We start from the raw sequence: 19,181 nt of genomic DNA, 5'->3' as shown, positions 1-19,181 counted from the left end.
CTTCGGTTCGGATTCTTTTTTGTTTCAGGCCGTGCGTGCGATGAAGCCCGCCTCCAGCGTGGCGCCGCCCAGCAACCCGGTGACCTGCGAGGGCGTGCCGTCCGCCAGCAGCGCTCCCTTGTGCAGCACCAGCACGCGGTCGGCCTCCTCGGCCTCTTCGACCCGATGCGTTGCCCACAGCACGCACACGCCGCGTTCGCGCACGTCCGCGCGCAAGGCCGCCAAGAGGTCCTGCCGCGATTTCGGGTCGAGCCCCACCGTGGCTTCGTCCATCAGCAGAACGGCGGGCCGGTGCAGCCCGGCGCGCGCAAGCTCGACCTTGCGGCGGTTGCCGCCCGACAGCTCGCGCACCTTGCGGTCGAGGTCGGCGTCGATGTTCAGGCGATCGCAGGCCGATGCAATGCGCTCTTGCGCAAGCCGCCGCGGCAGGCCGTGCAGGTCGGCCTGGAACAGCAGGTTGCGCCGGATGCTCAGGTCCAGGTCGAGCGACATCTGCTGGAACACCACGCCGATGTGCCGCAGTGCAGCAGTGGCCGAGCGGCGCAGCGAATGGCCAGCGACCTCTACCTCGCCTTCGTCGGCCGCGAACATGCCCGTCAACACCTGGAACAGGGTCGACTTGCCCGCGCCGTTGGGGCCGAGCAGCGCCACGAACTGGCCCGCCGGCAATTGCAGCGACAACGACCGAATCGCCGTGCGCGTTCCATAGCGCTTGGTTAAGTCGATGGTTCGCAGCATGTAGATCGGTGAGATTTGTCGAGCTGTTCGGGCTTCGATGGTATGGGCCGTTTGCTGATCAAGCCGCAAATTCTGTGCCTCTGGCCAGCAAGGGTTTTCACTGTGATGCGTCGCTATTCATTTGCCCGCGCAAGCGGCCCCTGCTGCTCATCCACGCCGGGCATGCGTACTTTGCACGAGACACTTTGCGTCAAATTTGGATGCGCACACAAGGCGCACGCGAGCGCATGCGCGTTGTGCTGCGCTGCGCAATGCTTCGAACGGCCCGGGATTTCCCTAGGTCCGATGCGCCTTGCGGTACGCCGTCGCAAGCTGCGCGCTGACACACTGCTCAGGCGTCCCCGCGAGTGAAGCCAGAGGCCTTCGCAACCGGCGCGCGATGCAACGTGGGCCGGGCACGGCTGAAAACGGCAGGCATGGATGTTGCGGACCGCAGCATTCGCCAAAGCGATCGAAAGATCTGCTGGCTGCTGCCAGATCCGTGTTCCAAACCCACTGAAATGTGAGGAGACATATATGAAGTTTTCCAGGCAGATCGCCGGCCGTCTCGTACGGCATATCGGCGTCGCGGTGTTGGCTCTCCCGGCTTTGGCGCTAGCCAATGCCGACGTGGAGAAAAACATCGCCAACTCCAAGAACTGGGCCACGCAAGCGGGCGATATGTTCAACCAGCGCTACAGCAAGTTGAATCAGATCACCAAGAGCAACGTGGGCAAGATGCAGGTCGCGTGGACGTTCTCCACCGGCGTGCTGCGCGGACACGAGGGCTCGCCCCTGGTGGTCGACGGCACGATGTACCTGCACTCGCCGTTTCCCAACAAGGTGTACGCACTCGACATCGAAACCCAGAAGATCCTCTGGAAGTACGAGCCCAAGCAAGACCAGTCGGTCATTGCCGTCATGTGCTGCGACACCGTGAACCGGGGCCTCGCCTATGCCGAGGGCAAGGTCTTCCTGCAACAGGCGGACACCACGCTGGTGGCGCTCGACGCAAAGACCGGCAAGGTGGCGTGGACGGTGAAGAACGGCGATCCGAAGGTCGGCGCCACCAACACCAACGCCCCTCACGTCTTCAAGGACAAGGTCATCACCGGCATCAGCGGCGGCGAGTTCGGGGTGCGCGGCTTCCTGGCCGCCTACAACATCAAGGACGGCAAGCTGGCGTGGAAGGGCTTCAGCACGGGCCCCGACGAAGAAATGCTGATGGACCCGGCCAAGACCATGACCTGGACCGACGGCAAGCTCGCGCCGGTGGGCAAGGACTCTTCGCTGAAGACCTGGAAGGGCGACCAGTGGAAGATCGGCGGCGGCACCACCTGGGGCTGGTACAGCTACGACAAGGCGACCAATGCCGTGTACTACGGCACCGGAAACCCGTCGACCTGGAACCCCTCGCAGCGTCCCGGCGACAACAAGTGGTCGATGAGCATCTTCTCGCGCGACGTGGACACGGGCAAGGTCAACTGGGTCTACCAGATGACGCCTTTCGACGAATGGGACTTCGACGGCATCAATGAAATGATCCTGGCGGACATCAACGTCAAGGGCAAGCCGACCAAGGCGCTGGTGCACTTCGACCGCAACGGCTTTGCCTACACGCTGGACCGCGTGACCGGCGCGCTGCTGGTGGCCGAGAAGTACGACCCCAAGGTGAACTGGGCCACCCATGTGGACATGAAGACCGGCCGCCCGCAGGTGGTTGCCAAGTACTCCACGGCGCAGAACGGCGCGGACGTGAACACCAAGGGCATCTGCCCCGCGGCGCTCGGCAGCAAGGACCAGCAACCCGCCTCCTTCGACCCCAACACCAAGCTCTTCTACGTGCCGACGAACCACGTCTGCATGGACTACGAGCCGTTCAAGGTCGAATACACCGCGGGCCAGCCGTACGTGGGCGCCACGCTGTCGATGTACCCCACGCCGGGCAGCCATGGCGGCATGGGCAACTTCATCACCTGGGACGCAGGCACCGGCAAGATCGTGCAGACCAAGGCCGAGAAGTTCTCGGTGTGGAGCGGCTCGCTGAACACCGCCGGCGGTATCTCCTGCTACGGCACGCTGGAGGGCTACCTGAAGTGCGTGGACGCCAAGGACATCAACAAGGAGCTCTTCAAGTTCAAGACGCCGTCCGGCATCATCGGCAATGTGTTCACCTATGAGCACAAGGGCAAGCAGTACATCGGCGTGTTCTCGGGCATTGGCGGCTGGGCCGGCATCGGCATGGCAGCGGGCATCGACCCCGAGAAGAGCACCGAAGGCCTGGGCGCCGTCGGCGGCTACAAGGAGCTGAGCCAGTACACCGAGCTCGGTGGTTCGCTGACGGTGTTCGCGCTGCCGAAGAACTGACGAGACCGCAACCCGCGGGACAGAGATGAAACGCGGGGCCGGGAGAGCGCACTCACGAGAGGGCTCTCCCTTGTATTTCCCACAATATCGGAGACCCTGGAGCCATGAAATTCCGTACGTCAGCGTTGCTGTCTTCCCTTTTTCTGATTGCAGGCGTGGCCTGCACCCTGGCCGTTGCAGCGCCGGACCCGGCGCCCTACAAGGTGACCGATGGCTACAAGGTCGACCCTGAGACCATGAAGGGCTTCCGTACCTGGCGCTCCGCGGCCTGCGACCGCTGCCACGGGCCCAACCAGGAAGGCATGGTGGGACCTTCCCTCATCACCAGCCTGAAGACCCTGAAGAAGGAAGAATTCATCAAGGTCGTGCGTGACGGACGGCTGGACAAGGGCATGCAGAGCTTCGGCAACAACCCGGCGGTGATGGAAAACATCAACCAGCTCTATGCCTACCTGAAGGGCCGGTCCGACGGCGCCATCACGCGCGCCCGCGTGGAAGAAAACAAATGACCGCCCGGCCGCGCGCTGGCAGGCCCGTTGCTTTCGGCGCACGCCTTGGGGCCGTGCTGGCGGGCGTGGCATGCTGCTGCGCGCTGGTTCCGGCGGTGGCCGTGGCCCAGGAAACGCCGCCGCGCAAGGCGCTGCGCGTGTGCCAGGACCCCAACAACATGCCCTTCTCCAACGCCAAGGCAGAAGGCATCGAGAACCGCATTGCAGAGTTGTTCGGCAAGGCGCTGGGGCTGCCGGTAACCTACTACTCGTTTCCGCAGCGGCTGGCCTTCTTTCGCAACACGCTGCGCTACAAGCTGCCGGGGCAAGACTATCCGTGCGACATCGTGATGGGCGTGCCCGTCGGGCTCGACGAGGTTTCGGTCACCAAGCCGTACTACCGCTCGACCTACGCGCTGGTGTTTCCCAAGGGCAAGGGCATGGACAACGTGGCCTCGGCGGAAGACTTCCTGAAGCTCGATCCGGCCAAGCTCAAGTCGCTGCGAATCGGCATCTATGACCGCTCGCCGGCATCGCAATGGCTCAACCGGCACGGCCTGCTGGAGCAGGGCATTCCCTACAAGCTGATGAGCGCAGACCCCGCCCAGTACCCGGGCGAGATCGTCGAGCGGGACCTGGCCGAAGGCAAGCTCGACGCCGTGGTCGTGTGGGGGCCGATTGCGGGCTTCTTCGCCAAGCGCGTCAAGACGCCGAATCTCGTCGTGGTGCCGCTGAAGTCCGAGAAGGGCCTCAAGCTCGACTACCAGATGGCCATGGGCGTGCGCTACGGCGAGCGCGAATGGAAGCAGCAGATCGAGGGGCTGATCGAATCCAAGGCGCCCGAGATCCAGGCCATCCTGAAGGAGTACGGCGTTCCGCTGGTCGATGCATCTTTCGGAGCGCCCAACAACTGATCGGGTCTTTCATGCGCTTCGCCATTGCCTTCCCGCTGCGCGCCCTGCTCTGCGCTCTGCTCCTTGCCCCGGTCGGCCCGCATGCCGAGACCGACAAGCGCGACTTCTCGCAGGCCGAGCGGCTGCTTTTCATGACGCCGCAGCTCAAGGGCCTGCAGGCGCCCATGCTGCTGCGCTACACCTTCGGCAAGACCGGCACCTTCGAGCAGAACTTCGACGACAGCGTGACCGTGGCGCTGAGCGCCAAGGCGGACGGCCGCTGCTGCGACGCCAAGGGCGTGTTTCTGAGCGACGCGCGCAAGGTCCAGGTGCCGGACGTGCCCGCGGCCGAGGGCAACCCCGTCATCCTTTATTTTCTGGAGCACGACGTGCGCGAGATGAAGCGGCTCACGCGCGGCTCCGACTACCACTTTCGCAAGCGCATTCGCATGGCGATCTACCAGGCCGCCGATGTACGCGACGTGTCGCTGCGCTACCAGGGCCGCACGGTCAAGGGAAAGGAGATTGCGTTCAGCCCCTTCCTGGACGACCCGAACCGGCCGAAGTACGAAAGATTCGCGAAGAAGAGCTACCGCTTCACGCTCTCCGACGCCGTGCCGGGCGGCGTGTACGGCATTCGCACCTCCATACCGGGCGAGAGCGCTGCGGCGCAGCCCCTGCTCGTCGAAGAGCTGCTCATCGACGGTGCCAAGGCGCCGGCACGCTAAGGTCGCCTTTTTCGAATTTCCCGCGAAAGCCATGACAAAAAACATTCTCCGCATTCTTTGCCTGCTGGCCCTGCCGATGGGCGTGCACGGCGCCCCGCGCACGAACAACGACTTTCCCACGGTGGACCGCGTGCTGTACGTGCAGGAGTGCATTGCCGCCCATCCGGACGCGGGCAACTTCGAGATGACGAACAAATGCTCTTGCGCGCTCGACGCGCTCGCCAAGGAAATCAAATACGAAGACTACGTGCAGCTGAGCACCGCGGCCAAGGCCACCACCATCGGCGGCGAGCGCGGCGGCTACATCCGCGATTCGGAAAAGCTGCAGGCCGACATCAAGCGCTACAAGGCGCTGCAGGCCAAGGTGACCAAGGGCTGCTTCATCGGCCCGCCGACCGCCCGCTGAGGCACACCACCCAGGGCAAGCTGCCATGACGGCCACCGCACCCCCTGCGCGCCTGATGCTTGCCGCCCTGCTGCTGCTCTTCTGCACCTCGGCCGGGGCCGCGCCGTTCGCCTACATCACCAACCAGGGCAGCCACGACGTGTCGGTGATCGACCTTGCGACGCAACGGGTGGTGGCGAGCATTCCGGTGGGCAAGTCGCCGGCCGGCGTGGTCGCGTCCAGCCGCGCGGGCCGCACCTTCGTCTCCAACCCCGACAGCAAGACCATCTCGGTCATCGACATGCGCCGGCAGAAGGTAGTGAACACGCTGCCTGCGGGCGACGGGCCGGTGGGCATCGACATCTCCGGGGACGGAAAGCACCTGTACGCGGCTGACTGGTACAGCAGCCGTCTGCTGGTGTTCGATGCACTGGCTGACAAAGCCTCGAAGCCATTGGCCTCGATTGCCGTCGGCCGTGCGCCGGCGGGCGTGGCCGCGCATTCGGACGGCGCCACGGTGTTCGTGGCCGAGCGCGATGACGACAGCGTGGCCGTGGTCGACACCGCCACGCGCCGGGTGGCTGCGCGCGTGCGCGTCGGCAGCCATCCGTTCGCGCTGCTGTACGACGCCCCGCGCGCGCGGCTCTATGCACTCAACGTGCAGAGCAACGACGTTACGGTGGTCGATGTGCGCGACACCCGCAGGCCCGCCTTCGTCGCCACCGTGAAAGTGGGCAAGGCGCCCTACGGCGCCGCGCTGGCGCAGGGCGGCGCGCTTCTGTATGTGACCAACCAGCACGAAGACACCGTGAGCGTGATCGACGCCGCCTCGCTGAAGGTGCTGCGCACCCTGCCCGGCTTTGCCTACCCCGAAGGCATTGCTGCGCATGGCGACCGCGTGTATGTCGTGAACTGGATGGACGACAACGTGCAGGTGCTGGACGCCGCGAGCGGGCAGAAGCTCGCCACCATCGCCACGGGGCAGAACAGCCGCGGGTTCGGTGCCTTCATCGGCGCGCCCGTGGAGCCTTGAATCTTTTCCGACGACCTTTCTTTTCTCCTTCATCACGGACGTTTTCCATGCCGACTCAACCTTTCAGCCGAAGAACTCTCTCCGTCCTGCTCGCATCCGCCCTGCTCACCGCATCGGCCTCCAGCCTCGCCCACGGGCCGACGCGCCAGAAAGTGAGCGAGAAAGTCACCATCGAAGCGCCCGCCGATGCGGTATGGGCCAAGGTCAAGAACTTCAACGCGTTGAAGGAGTGGCACCCCGCGGTGGCCGACAGTCCGGCCGACAAGGGCAACGCCGAAGGCTCGGTTCGCACCGTCAAGCTCAAGGACGGCGGCACGCTGGTCGAAACGCTCGAAAGCTACGACGACGCGCAAAAGAAATACAGCTACCGCGCCAAGGACGGCGGCGCGCTGCCGGTCACCAACTACACCTCCATCCTCTCCGTGGTGGCGGACGGCGGCAAGTCGGTCGTCGAATGGCGCGGCGCCTTCTACCGCGGCTTTCCCAACAACAACCCGCCGCCGGAGCAGAACGACGAAGCCGCGCTCAAGGCGGTGACCGGCGTCTACAAGGGCGGGCTCGCCCACCTGAAGAAGATGATGGAGTCGAAGTAGCCCCGGCGGGCTTCGATGGCACCACCATGGGCTCCCAGGAACAACTCGAAGACTGGCGGCGCCTTGCGCTGCGCGTGGAAAGCGAAGTCGCCAAGGCGGTGATCGGGCAGGCGGAGACGATCCGCCTCATCAACGTGGCGCTGTTCGCGCGCGGCCACGTGCTGCTCGAGGGCGACGTGGGCGTCGGCAAGACAACGGTGCTGCGCGCCTTCTCGCGCGCCATCGGCGGCGACTTCGAGCGCGTGGAGGGCACGGTCGACCTGATGCCGGGCGACCTGGTCTATCACACCTATGTCGATGCGCAAGGCCGGCCGCGCATCGATCCCGGGCCGCTGCTGCGCCACGGCGAGCGGCTGGTCACCTTCTTCTTCAACGAGATCAACCGGGCCCGTCCGCAGGTGCAGTCGCTGCTGCTGCGCGCCATGGCCGAGCGCACCGTGTCGGCCTTCGACCGTGAGTACAGCTTTCCGCACATGACGGTGTTTGCCGACCGCAACAAGGTCGAGCGCGAAGAGACCTTCGAACTGGCCTCGGCGGCACGCGACCGCTTCATGTTCGAACTGAACATGCCCAAGCCGAGCGACCGCGCCATTCGCCAGTCGCTGGTATTCGACACGGCCTACCACGACACCGAAGGGCTCATCGACAAGGTGGCGCCCGCCATCCTGCCCTGGGACCGGCTCAACGCCATTGCCGCGGAGGTGCAGCGCAGCGTGCGCGCCAGCGAAACCATCGAGCGTTATGTGCTCGATGTGTGGGAAGCCACCGAAGCGCCGCAGAAGTTCGGCATACGCCTGGACAACGTCGACATGGACCGGCTGATTCTTGCCGGCGCGAGCCCGCGCGGCATGAGCGCGCTGCTGCGCGCGGCGCGCACGGTGGCGTGGCTCGAAGGCCGCTCGCACCTGGAGCCGGCCGATCTTGCGGCGGTGCTGCCTTCGGTGCTTGGGCACCGCGTGTTCTTTACGCCGGTGTACGAGTTGCGCCGCGCCGAGCTGTCGGAAGCGCTGGTGACGCAGATCATGGACAAGATCGCAGCGCCATAACCATGAACGCCCCCCGAAGCGCCTTCGGCGCCTCCCCCCACTGGGGGGCGCACCCAGCGGCCCGGCAAAGCCGGTTCCGCGGGTGCTCCCGAACGGGCTTCGCTGCGCTGGCCGGTGCTATCACGTTGGAAAACTGACCGTGGACCGCGTCGACGAATTCCACTACCAGCTGCCGCGCCGCTTCGGCGGCTGGCGGCCGGGTGCGCAGCGCGGGCTGAGCCAGGGCAGCGGGCAGGAATTTGCCGCGCACCGGCGCTTGTTCGACCACCCCGATCCGCGCCGCATCGACCTGCGCGCCAGCGTGCGCGACGGCCGCGGCGACTGGCTGGTCCGCATCCATCGGCTCCGCGTGGCCATCCCCGTGCACGTGGTGGTGGACGTGTCGGCGTCGATGCATTTCGGCGCCGAGCGGCGCAAGCTCGACGTGGTGGCCGACCTGGTTGAGGCGCTGGGCTACAGCGCCTTTCGGGCCGGCGACACGGTCGGCCTGCTGGCCTTCGACCAGCGGGAGCGCGAAGACCTGTTCGTGCCGGCGCGCCACAGCCGCGGCAACGGCAGCCTGATGGCGAAGATGCTGCGCGAATGCCGCGCGACACCGGGCGCGGCGCCATCCGACGACAGCGCCTTGGCGGGCCTGCGGCGTGCCACCGAGCGACTGGTCGGCCGCGGGGGGCTGGTGTTTCTTGCTTCCGATTTTCACTGGCCCATTGCAGCGCTCGGCGAGCTGCTTCCGCAATTCGCGCCGGCCTGCGTCGTTCCGTTGGTGGTCTGGGACCCGGCCGAAACCGAGCCGCCGGATTCGCGCGCGCTGGTGGCCCTGAGCGATGCCGAAACCGGAAGCCGGCGCAGCCTGTGGATGCGCGATTCGCTGCGCACGCGCTGGCGCAACGCCGTTGCCGCCCGGCGCGCGGAGCTCACTGAGTTGTTCAACGCGCAAGGCATGCCGCCCTTTCATTTGCACGGGCGCTTCGACGCCGAGGCGCTCACGCGGTACTTCATGGAGACGACGGCATGAAACGGCGCCTGGTCGCCCTGCTGGTGCTCGCCATCGCGGCCGGCACGGCAACCGCCGCCACGGTGGAGCAGCCGCGCGCCTTCGGGCATGTGATCGGCGATGTTCTCACGCAGCGCGTGCTGCTCGAGCAGGCCGGGCGGCCGCTGCAGCCCGGCGCACTGCCCAGCGCCGCTCGCATCGACCTGTGGCTGGAGCGCAGGCCTTCGCGCATCGAGACCGATACCGAGGGGCGACGCTGGCTGGCCATCGACTACCAGGTGATCAACGCGCCGCGCGCGCTCACCGCCGTTTCGCTGCCGGCGCTCAGCATCGCGACTGCATCGGGCGAGCCGCTCGCGCTGCCGGCCTGGCCGATCAGCATTGGCCCGCTGACGCCGCTCGAAGTGGCGGCGCAAGGCGATCTGCAGCCGCTGCGACCGGACCGCCCAGTCGCGCCGCTTCCCACCTACGCGCTCGGGCAACAGCTGAAGTTCTCGGTTCTTGCGCTGCTGGCCGTGCTCGTGGCCTGGCTCGGCTGGTGGGCGTGGCGCAACCGGCGCGAAGCGCAGCAGCTTCCGTTCGCAAACGCCTGGCGCGAACTGAAGCGGATCGGCGACCCTGCGAGCCCGGAAGCCTGGCGCGTGCTGCATCGCGCGCTCAACCGGAGCGCCGGCCGCGTGGTGCACCACGCCAGCCTGCCGCAGCTCATGGCCGAGGCGCCATACCTGCGACCGCTGCTGCCGCGGCTGGAGGAGTTCTATCGCGAATCGACGCGGCGCTTCTTCTTTGCCGAGAGCGTTGCTGCGGCCGCGCAGCCCGAGGGCGCCTACCCGCTCCGGCCGCTGTGCCGGGCCCTGCGCGATGCGGAAAAGCGCCACAGGCATTGACGGGAGCAGAGCCATGCGCTTCGACCTCGCCCAGCCCTGGATGCTCGCCCTGCTGCCGCTCGCGCTGCTGCCGCTCTTGCGCAGGCGCAGCGACACGCTGGGCTTTTCCTACGTGGCCTGGCTGCCGGCGGATCGGGTCGGCCGCCTTGTCGGCTTCATGTGGCGCGCATTCGCGGTCGGCGCCATGGCCTTCACCGTTCTGGGCCTTGCCGGGCCGGGCCAATCGGGCGCGGTGGTCGAGCGTGCCGGGCGCGGCGCCGAGGTGCTCATTCTCATGGACCGCAGCAGCAGCATGGACGCGACCGTGCACACCAACGGCCTTCAGACCGCAGGCCGCATGTCGCAGGAACCCAAGGCCAAGGTGGTGCGCGACCTGCTGAGCGAGTTCGTCGCCAAGCGGCCCGACAACCGCTTTGCCTTCATGACCTTCAGCACGGTGCCGGTTGCGGTGGTGCCCTTCACCCAGAAGACCGACACCGTGCAGGCCGCGCTCGCAGCCACCGCCATCGGCCGCGGCCTGCCCGAAACACGCATGGGCGTGGCGCTGCTCGCCGCCATCGAGGAATTCGAAGGCCGAAGCTATTCGGGCAGTCGCGTGATCCTGATCGTTTCGGACGGCGGCGCCCAGCTCGACGAGGCAACGCGCGAGCGCATTCATGCCGGCCTCGCGCGCGAGAAGATCGGGCTCTACTGGATCTACGTGCGCAGCGGGCCGAACTCGCCCAACCTCAACACCGAGACGGTATCGGCCTACGGCCTTGGCGAGGAATTGGCGCTGCACAAGTTCTTCAAGACACTGGCCACGCCCTACCGGCTCTACCAGGTGGACGATTCGAATGCCATGGCGGCCGCCATGGCCGAGATCGACCGGCAGCAGAATTTTCCGCTGACCATTCACGAGCGGGTGCCGCGGCGCGACCACGGCGCGGCCTTCTATCTTGCGGCCATGCTGTGCTGCGCGGGCCTGCTCGCGTGCCGCTCGGTGCAACTGCAAAGCTGGCGAAAAAGCACATGAAGCGGCGCACGGTTCACCTGGTGTTTGGCGTGCTGAGCCTGTGCTGCGTGGGCATAGCTTGCGAGCGCGGGCTGCGCCTGCACCGCACGGCCGGCCTGAACACCGAAATCACACGCATCGCAGCCACGCCCGCAGGCAAGGACGCAGCGCCGGCGCCGCTTTCGGCCCCGCGCGAACTGCAGCTGGCGCAGGCCCTGGCCCTTTCGAAAGCCGGCGCGCACGATGCCGCGCTCAAGGGCTATGCGGCGCTGATCCAGAGCGGAGAACGCGACCCGGTGGCGCGGCAGGCGCTGTTCAACCTGGGCAACATGTACCTGCGCCAGGGCATGGCGCAAGAGGCCGGCGCGCTGCCGCTGTTCGAACTGGGCAAGCAGCGGCTGCGCGACCTACTGCGCGCCGCGCCGCAGGACTGGGACGCGCGCTACAACCTGGAGCGTGCGCTGCGGCTGGCGCCCGAAGACCATGAAGCTTTTTCCGCCGAGCAGCAGCCGGCGCACGAGCAGCGTCGAGTCCGGGTTCCGGGCTTCGTCGCCGGAGACCTGCCGTGACGCCATCGATGCCGCCGCAACGGCGCTCCGCCTGGCGGCGCATCGGCGGCACCACCGGCAACTGGCCGCTGGTGCTGGCCCTGCTCCTGCTCGCACTGGCCGTCTGGCCGCCGCGCCTGCAGTTGCAGCAACCGGTGTTCAACTGGCAGGTCAGCTTCGACATCACGCAGAGCATGAACGTCGAGGACGTCGAGCTGAACCACACGGCCGTCAGCCGCCTGACGCTCGCGCGCGCCGCCATGCGCGATGTGCTGGGTGCGTTGCCTTGCGGCTCCAAGGTGGGATGGAGCGTTTTCGCGGACTACCGTTCGCTGGTGATCCTCGCTCCGGTCGAGGTCTGCAGCCACTATGAGGAGCTGCTGGCCTCGCTGGAGCGCATCGACGGCCGCATGCGCTGGGCCAACGCCAGCAACGTGAGCAAGGGCGTGACCTGGGCGGTGCGCGGCGCCCGAAGCGTGGGGCCGGACACGGGCTTCATCTTCATCAGCGACGGACAGGAGTCACCGCCGCTGCGCATCAACGAAACACCACCGATGACGGACATCAAGCCCGGCGATGTGAAGGGCTGGCTGATCGGCGTGGGCGGCGATGTGCCGGTGCCCATTCCCAAGACCGGCAGCACCGGCGAGCCCGCCGGCTACTGGCGGGCGGACGAGGTAGTGCAAGGCTCGGCCATCGGCGGCACGCTGAACCATGAGCATCTTTCCGAACTGCGGCAAGACCACCTGCGATCGCTGGCCGAACTGGTGGGTGTGAACTACCGGCGCCTGCAGACACCCGATGCATTGAAAACGGCGATGCTCGACCGCCGCTATGCGCAATACCTGCCTGCGGATGCGGACCTGCGCTGGATTCCTGCCCTGCTCGCGCTGCTGTTGCTCGCGTGGCGGTTCGCACCGGATTTCGGCTGGGTGCGCGAGCGGCGACCGAAGGCGCGAAATAAGAAAGCGGCTGAACGGTTGCAGCCGCGCGGCCTCACGCGTCCGGCGTGACGTGCGCTGCGGAAAGCCGGCGTGAATTGGCCGGATCGCGAAACACCAGCGGATGCTCCACCGGCGCCGCAGGGTCGCGCGCGGCGGCACGCTCCACCGCCTCGACCACCCGGTGGTGGTCCGGGCTCTTCGCGCACACCGGGTCGGCGGCGGCCGCATCCTGTGCGAGCAGGTAGGCCTGGCAACGGCAGCCCCCCAGGTCCTGCTCGCGCTGGTCGCAGCTGGCGCAAGGCTCTTTCATCCAGCCGGTGCCGCGGTAACGGTTGAAGCCTTCGGAGTCGAACCAGATGTCGCGGAGGCCCTGCGCCTTCACGTTCGGAAACTCGAGTCCCGGCAGCATCTTGGCGGTGTGGCAAGGCAGCGCGGTTCCATCCGGCGCCACGGTAAGAAACATGCTGCCCCAGCCGTTGACGCACTTCTTGGCCTTGCCCTCGTGGTAGTCGGGCGCCACGAAGAAGATGCGCATGCGCTCGCCCAGGCGCTTGCGCCAGGCGTCGGTCACCTCCTCCGCATGCCGCAGCTGCTCGTGCGTGGGCAGCAACTGGTCGCGGTTGACAAAGGCCCACGAGTAGTACTGCGTGTTGGCAAGCTCCAGGTACTCGGCCCCCATCTCGTGCGCCATTTCGATGATGCGGTCGATGTGGTCGATGTTCATGCGGTGGATCACCACGTTCAGCACCATCGGCCAGCCCTGGTCCTTGATGATCTTCGCCACCCGGTTCTTCAGCTCGAAGGTCTTGGTGTGCGAGAGAAAGTCGTTCATCTCGCGCGTCGAATCCTGGAACGACAGCTGCACGTGGTCCAGGCCCGCGGCCTTGAGCGCGGCGGCGCGCTGTGCCGTAAGGCCCACGCCCGAGGTCAGCAGGTTGGTGTAGTAGCCCAGGCGCGCGGCCTCGGCAATGATGATTTCGAGGTCGTCGCGCAGCAACGGCTCGCCGCCTGAAAGGCCGCACTGCACGGCGCCGAGCTCGCGGCCTTCGCGCAGCACGCGCAGCCAGTCGTCGGTGCTGAGCTCGTCCTCCTGTTTGGCAAAGTCGACCGGGTTGAAGCAGAAGACGCAATGCAGTGGGCAACGGTAGGTCAGCTCGGCCAGCAGCCAGAGCGGCGGTCCGGGGCGTGGTGCGGCATTCATCATGGGCGTCATGGGCGTCATGCAGGGTCCCAGCGCAGCCAGTTCTGCTGCGCCGCCATTTCGACGAAGCCGCGCACCTCGGGTTCGAGCCCGGTGGTGTCGAAGGCTTGTTCCAGGTCGGCCACGATCTGTGCCACGCTGCGCTCGCCATCGCAGCGCTTCATGATCTCGCCCGCGCTGCCGTTCAGCCGCACCATGCCCTCGGGGTACAGCAGCACGTGGCAGTCTTGCGCCGGCTCCCATTGCAGGCGAAAGCCGGGGCCGACACGGGGTTTGCTTTCGGCGGTGAGCATGGCTTTGGTTGCTGTCATGTGCTGCTGATCCCGTAGCGCGTGGCCATCGCATCGTTCATGGCCCAGAGAATGTCGAGCTTGAACTGCAGCACGTCCAGTGCGCGCTCTTGCAGCGCCCGGGTGTCGAAGTGGTCGAGCGTGATGGCCAGGCCCTGCTCCACGTCGCGCCGTGCCTGGCTCACGCGGTTGCGAAAGTAGCTCAGGCCGCCCGGCTCGATCCAGCTGTAGTGCTCCGGCCAGGTGGCCAGGCGCTGCTTGTGGATTTCGGGTGCGAAAAGCTCGGTGAGCGACGAACACACCGCCTCTTGCCAGGGCGCGCGGCGCGCAAAGTTCACGTAGGCATCGACTGCAAAGCGCATGGCCGGCACCACATGGCGCAGGTCGGTCACCTCTTCGCGCGACAGGCCCACGGCTTCGGCCAGGCGCAGCCAGGCCTCGATGCCGCCTTCGTCCTTGATGCCGCCGAGCTCGAAGCCGTCGTGGTCGAGGATGCGCTGCACCCAACCGCGCCGCACCGCGGGATCGGGGCAGTTCGAGATCACCGCGCCGTCCTTGATGGGAATCGCGATCTGGTAGTAGAAGCGGTTGGCCACCCAGCCCCGGATCTGCTCGGGCGAGGCGCGGCCGCTGTTGAGCATGACGTTGAACGGATGGTGGATGTGATAGCTGCGGCCGCGTTCGCGCAGCTTGGCTTCGAATTCTTCGCGCGTCCATGCCGGCGCGTTCTTTTCGCCGCCCGCGGCCGGTCGAAACGGATCCTGGATTCTGTCGGCGTGCATGGTGGTGGGCTCGGCGCTTGGCTTCAGAGTTGAATCGTCATCCCGTCCTCGCAGGGCTCGATGCCCGCGCGCCGCAGCAGTGCGTGCTCGTCGGAGTCTTCGTCGAGGATGGGGTTGGTGTTGTTGATGTGAATGAGCATGCGCCGCGTGGCCGCGGGCAGCCGCGTCAGCCATTCGATCATTCCGCCCTCGCCGGACTGCGGCAGGTGGCCGATCTCGCGTGCGCGCTTGCCGCTCACGCCCAGGCGCACCATTTCGTCGTCGGTCCAGAAGGTGCCGTCGACCATGACCGCGTCGGCCGTTGCCATGGCGTCGAACACGGGCGGCGTGATCGCGCCCAGGCCCGGCGCATAGAACAGGCTCTTGCCGCTCCTGCGGTCGAACAGGGTCACGCCGATGTTGTCGCCCGGCACCTGCTGTTCGCGGTGCGGCGAATACGGCGCGGCCTTGCCGGTGAGCGGCATGGCGCGAAAGCTCAGGTCGGGCACGCCCGGGACCTCGAAGGCATTGCCGTCGAGCGCAATCGGGTGACGCGCCACGCCGCAATAGTGCGACAGCACGCGCAGCACGGGATTACCCTGACTCAGGTCTTCGGCGACCGGGTCGGTGCACCACAGCGGCAGCGGCGTGCCGCGCTCGCGCAGCATGAAAAGGCCCGTGGCATGGTCGACCTGCCCGTCGATCAGCACCACGCCGGCAATGGCGGTGTCGCGCAGCGCGCGCCCCGGTTGCAGCACCGGGCTGCTGCGGATCTGCTCGAGGATGTCGGGCGACGCGTTGAACAGCACGCCGTCTTCGCCATGGTCGGGCCGCACGAAAATCGACGACTGCGTGCGCGGCTTGGCGCGTACCGTGCCCGCGCGCACACCGGCGCAGTTGGGGCAGTTGCAGTTCCATTGCGGAAAGCCGCCGCCGGCGGCCGAGCCCAGAACGGTGATGCGCATCGAATGAGGAAGAAAGGGAGTTCGAAACAACCCGCCCCGGGCGAGCCGGGGCGGGTTGTGAAGAGGCGCGCAATCAGCGTGCGCTGACGTACATCGTGATCTCGAAGCCGAAGCGAAGATCAGTTGCCGTCGGGGTTTCCCATTTCATATTGTGTCTCCTGCAAGATGGCACAGCGCCACATGGCAGCTGCGGGAACTTCGAGCGCTCCAGAACGCATATTGAACCGATGCACCGCCGCAACCTAGCCGTGAAATCATGAATGGGACTTCATGATTTTCATGAATAGCGGCCACGAAGTCACCGCGTACCATGGCCCTCGTGCTTTCTACCGGCCTGTACCCAGAAACCCAGCCTTGGCGCACCCACGCAATGCAGGTGCCGCACGGCCACGTGCTGCATGTAGAAGAAAGTGGTGATCCGGCCGGTATCTGCGCCGTGGTGCTGCATGGCGGGCCCGGCTCGGGCACTTCGCCGCTGCTGCGCCGCTTCTTCGACCCCGCGCGGTATCGGGTGATCAGCATCGATCAGCGTGGCGCGGGCCGGAGCCGACCACGCGGTGTGACGGCGGACAACCGCACAGACGATCTGCTTGAGGATTTGCGCCTTGTGCGCGAGCAGCTCGAAGTGCCGCGCTGGCTGGTTGTCGGTGGTTCGTGGGGCGCCACGCTGGCGCTCGCGCATGCAGCATTCGAGCCGCAGGCAGTCGCGGCTTTGCTGCTGCGCGCGGTGTTCTTGCCGAGCGCCGAATACATCGAGGATTTCTTCCAGGACACCGCGCGCCGTGCGCCTGGCGCATGGGCGCGGTTTGCATCCGCGGTGCCGACGGATGAGCACCACGACATGCTGGGCTATCTGGCTGCCGGCCTTCAAGAGCCGCCCGCCGACAGCGATACGGACCTGCCCCGTCGGCTTGCCCTTGCCTGGTGGCAATGGGAGAGAACGTTGGCCGGCGGCGAACCCGTTTCGAATACCAATGTGCAACCCGACCGCCAGACACTCGACGCGCTGGTCGACCGCTACCGCGTGCAGAGCCATTACTTGCTGCATCGCTGCTGGCTCGATTCGCCTCCCCTTCTCGAACGGCTTGACGCGCTCCCCCAGGTGCCTACCCTGTTGCTCCATTCGCGCGACGACCGCATCTGCCGCCCCGAAGGCGCACAGGCGGTGCACGAGCGCATCGCGCACAGCCAGCTGCGTTGGGTCGACGGCGCGGGCCACGACCCTTCACATCCGGCGATGGCTTCGGCCATGGTCGCCGCGCTCGACAGCTATGCGCTGCATGGCCACTTCGGCGACAGCCCCGTGCCATGACGCTGCGCCTGAAAATCAACCTGATCGTCAGCCTGCTTACGCTGCTGTTCGTTGCGGCCATGCTCGCGCTGCAGGTGCGCGCCATGCGCGAGTCGGTGCATGAAGAAGTCGTGGCTGCCAATCGCGTGGCCGCGCAGTTGCTCAACCGCACCGCCTGGCTCTACGCGGCGCAGGGCACGCCGGCCATGCTGTCGTTTCTGCAAGGTGTGGGGCGCGTGCGCTCCAACGACATCACGCTGCTCGACAACGACGACCGCGTGCTGTACAGCTCGCCGACCTCGGTCTACAAGGCCGGGCGCGATGCGCCGGATTGGTTTGCCGGCCTGGTCTCGCCACCGCCGTCGCAACTCTCCATCGCCTTTCCGGGCGGGCGGTTGATGGTGCTTTCGAACGCATCGCGCGCGGTGCTCGACGCATGGGACGACTTCGTTCTTTTGATGCTCAGCGCGCTGGGCCTGCTGGCGGTCGTCAATGCGGGCGTGTTCTGGCTCGTGGGGCGTGCAACCCGGCCATTCGCCGACATCGTCCATGCCCTCAACCAGCTCGAAAGCGGGCGCTTCGATGTCGCGCTGCGCGCCCTGCCCGGCACCGAAGCCGCGGCCATCGGCGCTGCGTTCAACCGCATGGTCGGCATGCTGCAGCAGCACATCGAAACCGAGCGGCGGGCCGTGCGGGCCGAAGGCCGCCTTTCGGAAAGCCGCGAGCTCGGCCGCTGGGTCGACCAGAAGATCGAACAGGAGCGCCGCCTCATCGCGCGTGAGCTGCACGACGAACTGGGGCAATCGGTCACCGCAATGCGCAGCATGGCGCTTTCGATTGCGCAACGCGTGCAGGCGCTCGATCCGCAGGCCGAGCAGGCCGCACGCCTGATCGCCGAAGAATCGGGCCGGCTCTACACCGCCATGCACGGCATGATTCCCCGCCTGACGCCGCTGGTGCTCGACAAGTTCGGCCTGGTGGCGGCACTCGAAGACTTGGTGGAGCGCACGCGCAACAGCCATGGCGACGTGCAGGTCGAATGGCATCAGGAGCTGGAGCTCGACCGCCTGCGGCTCGACACCGACACCGCGCTGGTGCTGTACCGCGCCGCGCAGGAAGGCATTACCAACGCCCTGCGCCACGGCGAGGCGCACCGCATCGTGCTGGCCTTGCAGGGCGAAGAGCAATCGGTCAAGCTCACGCTCACCGACGACGGTCGCGGCCTGCCCGGCCCTGAGGCTGCAAGGGAAACCAGCACAGGGCACTATGGCCTGCGATGGCTCGCAGAGCGCATCGACAGCCTGGGCGGCGAATTGCGCCTTGAACCCGCCGAGCCCAGCGGCGCCCGACTGACGGTGCGGCTGCCCATGCGGGCAGGCGAAGCGGAGAACACGAACACATGACCCAGGCAGTTCAGGCGGCTCAGCCGATTCGAGTGATGCTGGTGGACGACCATGCGCTGGTGCGCATGGGCTTTCGCATGCTGCTGGCCGACGCGCAGATCGAAGTGGCGGCCGAAGCCGACACCGGCGAACAGGCCTGCCAGGACTACCCGCAGGTGCGGCCCGACCTGGTGGTGATGGACCTTTCGATGCCCGGCATGGGCGGCCTCGAAGCCTTGCGGCGCCTGTTGGCCCACGACCCGAAGGCGCGCGTGCTCGCGCTCTCGGCGCACGAGGACACGATTCATCCGCGCCGCGTGCTGCGCGCGGGTGCGCTGGGCTACCTGGCCAAGCGCAGCGCGCCCGAAGCGCTGATTGCCGCCGTCAAGGCGGTGGCGCGCGGCGAGCGCTACATCGACGCGAACACCGCGCAAGCGCTGGCCACGGCGCAGATAGAGGGTGAGGCCAACCCCGCCGACCTGCTCAGCGAGCGCGAGTTCTCGGTCTTCATCCAGCTTGCGCGCGGCATGACGGTGGCGCAGATTGCGAGCACGCTGAACCTTTCGCTCAGCACGGTGGGTTCGCACCTGTACCGCGTGAAGCAGAAGCTGGGGGCGACCAACCAGGCGGAGTTGACTTGGGTGGCGCTGCGGTGGGGGTTGATTCAGGTTTAG

Annotated in this window: 22 protein-coding genes; 16 read left to right on the top strand and 6 right to left on the bottom strand. The window is 66.8% G+C overall.

Translation table 11 applies throughout. The features are described from left to right. Nucleotides 1–24: 24 nt before the first annotated feature. Nucleotides 25–738, bottom strand: coding sequence for an ABC transporter ATP-binding protein (locus V9K97_RS00430; RefSeq protein ID WP_337315791.1), 714 nt, complete (start codon nt 736–738; stop codon nt 25–27). A 516-nt stretch (nt 739–1,254) separates the two neighbouring features. On the opposite strand from V9K97_RS00430, the gene V9K97_RS00425 reads away from it, so the two are divergent. The 13 genes from V9K97_RS00425 (at nt 1,255) to V9K97_RS00365 (ending at nt 12,686) form a co-directional block, all read left to right on the top strand. Beyond that, on the top strand, nt 1,255–3,084 hold the full coding sequence (locus V9K97_RS00425; RefSeq protein WP_258505756.1) for a methanol/ethanol family PQQ-dependent dehydrogenase: 1,830 nt from the start codon (nt 1,255–1,257) through the stop codon (nt 3,082–3,084). 104 nt (nt 3,085–3,188) lie between these two features. Beyond that, nucleotides 3,189–3,593, top strand: a complete 405-nt coding sequence (locus V9K97_RS00420; RefSeq protein WP_258505755.1) for a c-type cytochrome — start codon at nt 3,189–3,191, stop codon at nt 3,591–3,593. Continuing rightward, nucleotides 3,590–4,486: a substrate-binding domain-containing protein gene (locus V9K97_RS00415; RefSeq protein ID WP_337315790.1), complete on the top strand. Its 897-nt coding sequence runs from the start codon at nt 3,590–3,592 to the stop codon at nt 4,484–4,486. Before V9K97_RS00420 ends, V9K97_RS00415 begins: the two co-directional genes overlap by 4 nt. Nucleotides 4,487–4,497: 11 nt before the next feature. After that, entirely contained in the window at nt 4,498–5,193 is a 696-nt protein-coding gene (locus tag V9K97_RS00410) for a hypothetical protein (protein WP_337315789.1), read from the top strand. Between the two features lie 31 nt (nt 5,194–5,224). Further along, complete coding sequence (locus V9K97_RS00405) at nt 5,225–5,599, top strand: hypothetical protein (RefSeq protein WP_258505751.1); 375 nt, start codon at nt 5,225–5,227, stop codon at nt 5,597–5,599. A 25-nt stretch (nt 5,600–5,624) separates the two neighbouring features. After that, nucleotides 5,625–6,611 carry a YncE family protein gene (locus V9K97_RS00400; protein WP_337315788.1) on the top strand — a complete coding sequence of 329 codons (987 nt, stop codon included), beginning with the start codon at nt 5,625–5,627 and terminating at the stop codon, nt 6,609–6,611. A 47-nt stretch (nt 6,612–6,658) separates the two neighbouring features. Next, nucleotides 6,659–7,204 carry an SRPBCC family protein gene (locus V9K97_RS00395; RefSeq protein WP_258505749.1) on the top strand — a complete coding sequence of 182 codons (546 nt, stop codon included), beginning with the start codon at nt 6,659–6,661 and terminating at the stop codon, nt 7,202–7,204. Nucleotides 7,205–7,230: 26 nt separating this feature from the next. Then, nucleotides 7,231–8,250, top strand: a complete 1,020-nt coding sequence (locus V9K97_RS00390; RefSeq protein ID WP_337315787.1) for an AAA family ATPase — start codon at nt 7,231–7,233, stop codon at nt 8,248–8,250. A 139-nt stretch (nt 8,251–8,389) separates the two neighbouring features. Beyond that, nucleotides 8,390–9,265 carry a DUF58 domain-containing protein gene (locus tag V9K97_RS00385; RefSeq protein WP_337315786.1) on the top strand — a complete coding sequence of 292 codons (876 nt, stop codon included), beginning with the start codon at nt 8,390–8,392 and terminating at the stop codon, nt 9,263–9,265. Further along, nucleotides 9,262–10,131, top strand: coding sequence for a calcium incorporation protein MxaA (locus tag V9K97_RS00380; RefSeq protein ID WP_337315785.1), 870 nt, complete (start codon nt 9,262–9,264; stop codon nt 10,129–10,131). Before V9K97_RS00385 ends, V9K97_RS00380 begins: the two co-directional genes overlap by 4 nt. Before the next feature lie 13 nt (nt 10,132–10,144). Then, nucleotides 10,145–11,146, top strand: coding sequence for a vWA domain-containing protein (locus V9K97_RS00375; RefSeq protein WP_337310710.1), 1,002 nt, complete (start codon nt 10,145–10,147; stop codon nt 11,144–11,146). Beyond that, a complete protein-coding gene (locus V9K97_RS00370; RefSeq protein WP_337315784.1) occupies nt 11,143–11,694 on the top strand; it encodes an MxaK protein in 552 nt (183 codons plus the stop codon). Before V9K97_RS00375 ends, V9K97_RS00370 begins: the two co-directional genes overlap by 4 nt. A gap of 8 nt (nt 11,695–11,702) precedes the next feature. After that, nucleotides 11,703–12,686, top strand: a complete 984-nt coding sequence (locus V9K97_RS00365) for an MxaL protein (protein WP_443302408.1) — start codon at nt 11,703–11,705, stop codon at nt 12,684–12,686. Here the strand turns inward: V9K97_RS00365 and pqqE are convergent. The 5 genes from pqqE to pqqA all read right to left on the bottom strand — a co-directional run bounded on the left by pqqE (nt 12,670) and on the right by pqqA (nt 15,982). Then, on the bottom strand, nt 12,670–13,830 hold the full coding sequence (gene pqqE, locus V9K97_RS00360; RefSeq protein ID WP_443302406.1) for a pyrroloquinoline quinone biosynthesis protein PqqE: 1,161 nt from the start codon (nt 13,828–13,830) through the stop codon (nt 12,670–12,672). The genes V9K97_RS00365 and pqqE overlap by 17 nt on opposite strands. 5 nt (nt 13,831–13,835) lie before the next feature. Beyond that, the gene (gene pqqD / locus V9K97_RS00355) at nt 13,836–14,129 is read right to left on the bottom strand and encodes a pyrroloquinoline quinone biosynthesis peptide chaperone PqqD (RefSeq protein WP_337315782.1); all 294 of its coding nucleotides are present in this window, start codon (nt 14,127–14,129) and stop codon (nt 13,836–13,838) included. Beyond that, nucleotides 14,126–14,890: a pyrroloquinoline-quinone synthase PqqC gene (pqqC, locus tag V9K97_RS00350; RefSeq protein ID WP_337315781.1), complete on the bottom strand. Its 765-nt coding sequence runs from the start codon at nt 14,888–14,890 to the stop codon at nt 14,126–14,128. Before pqqC ends, pqqD begins: the two co-directional genes overlap by 4 nt. Before the next feature lie 23 nt (nt 14,891–14,913). Beyond that, on the bottom strand, nt 14,914–15,834 hold the full coding sequence (gene pqqB, locus V9K97_RS00345) for a pyrroloquinoline quinone biosynthesis protein PqqB (RefSeq protein WP_337315780.1): 921 nt from the start codon (nt 15,832–15,834) through the stop codon (nt 14,914–14,916). A gap of 73 nt (nt 15,835–15,907) precedes the next feature. Further along, a complete protein-coding gene (gene pqqA / locus V9K97_RS00340) occupies nt 15,908–15,982 on the bottom strand; it encodes a pyrroloquinoline quinone precursor peptide PqqA (RefSeq protein ID WP_010100094.1) in 75 nt (24 codons plus the stop codon). A 162-nt stretch (nt 15,983–16,144) separates the two neighbouring features. Here pqqA and V9K97_RS00335 point away from each other — a divergent pair, with 162 nt between their 5' ends. The 3 genes from V9K97_RS00335 to V9K97_RS00325 are packed head-to-tail and all read left to right on the top strand — an operon-like array spanning nt 16,145 to nt 19,181. After that, complete coding sequence (locus V9K97_RS00335; RefSeq protein ID WP_337315779.1) at nt 16,145–17,146, top strand: alpha/beta fold hydrolase; 1,002 nt, start codon at nt 16,145–16,147, stop codon at nt 17,144–17,146. Continuing rightward, nucleotides 17,143–18,528, top strand: coding sequence for a histidine kinase (locus V9K97_RS00330; RefSeq protein ID WP_337315778.1), 1,386 nt, complete (start codon nt 17,143–17,145; stop codon nt 18,526–18,528). The genes V9K97_RS00335 and V9K97_RS00330 overlap by 4 nt, the downstream gene beginning before the upstream one ends. Next, complete coding sequence (locus V9K97_RS00325; protein WP_258505736.1) at nt 18,525–19,181, top strand: response regulator; 657 nt, start codon at nt 18,525–18,527, stop codon at nt 19,179–19,181. The genes V9K97_RS00330 and V9K97_RS00325 overlap by 4 nt, the downstream gene beginning before the upstream one ends.

The sequence above is a fragment of the Variovorax sp. CCNWLW186 genome (assembly GCF_037203865.1).
Taxonomy (GTDB): Bacteria; Pseudomonadota; Gammaproteobacteria; order Burkholderiales; family Burkholderiaceae_C; genus Variovorax.
The sequence above is the reverse complement of the archived record's forward strand: the minus strand, read 5'-3'. Positions and strand labels throughout refer to the sequence as shown.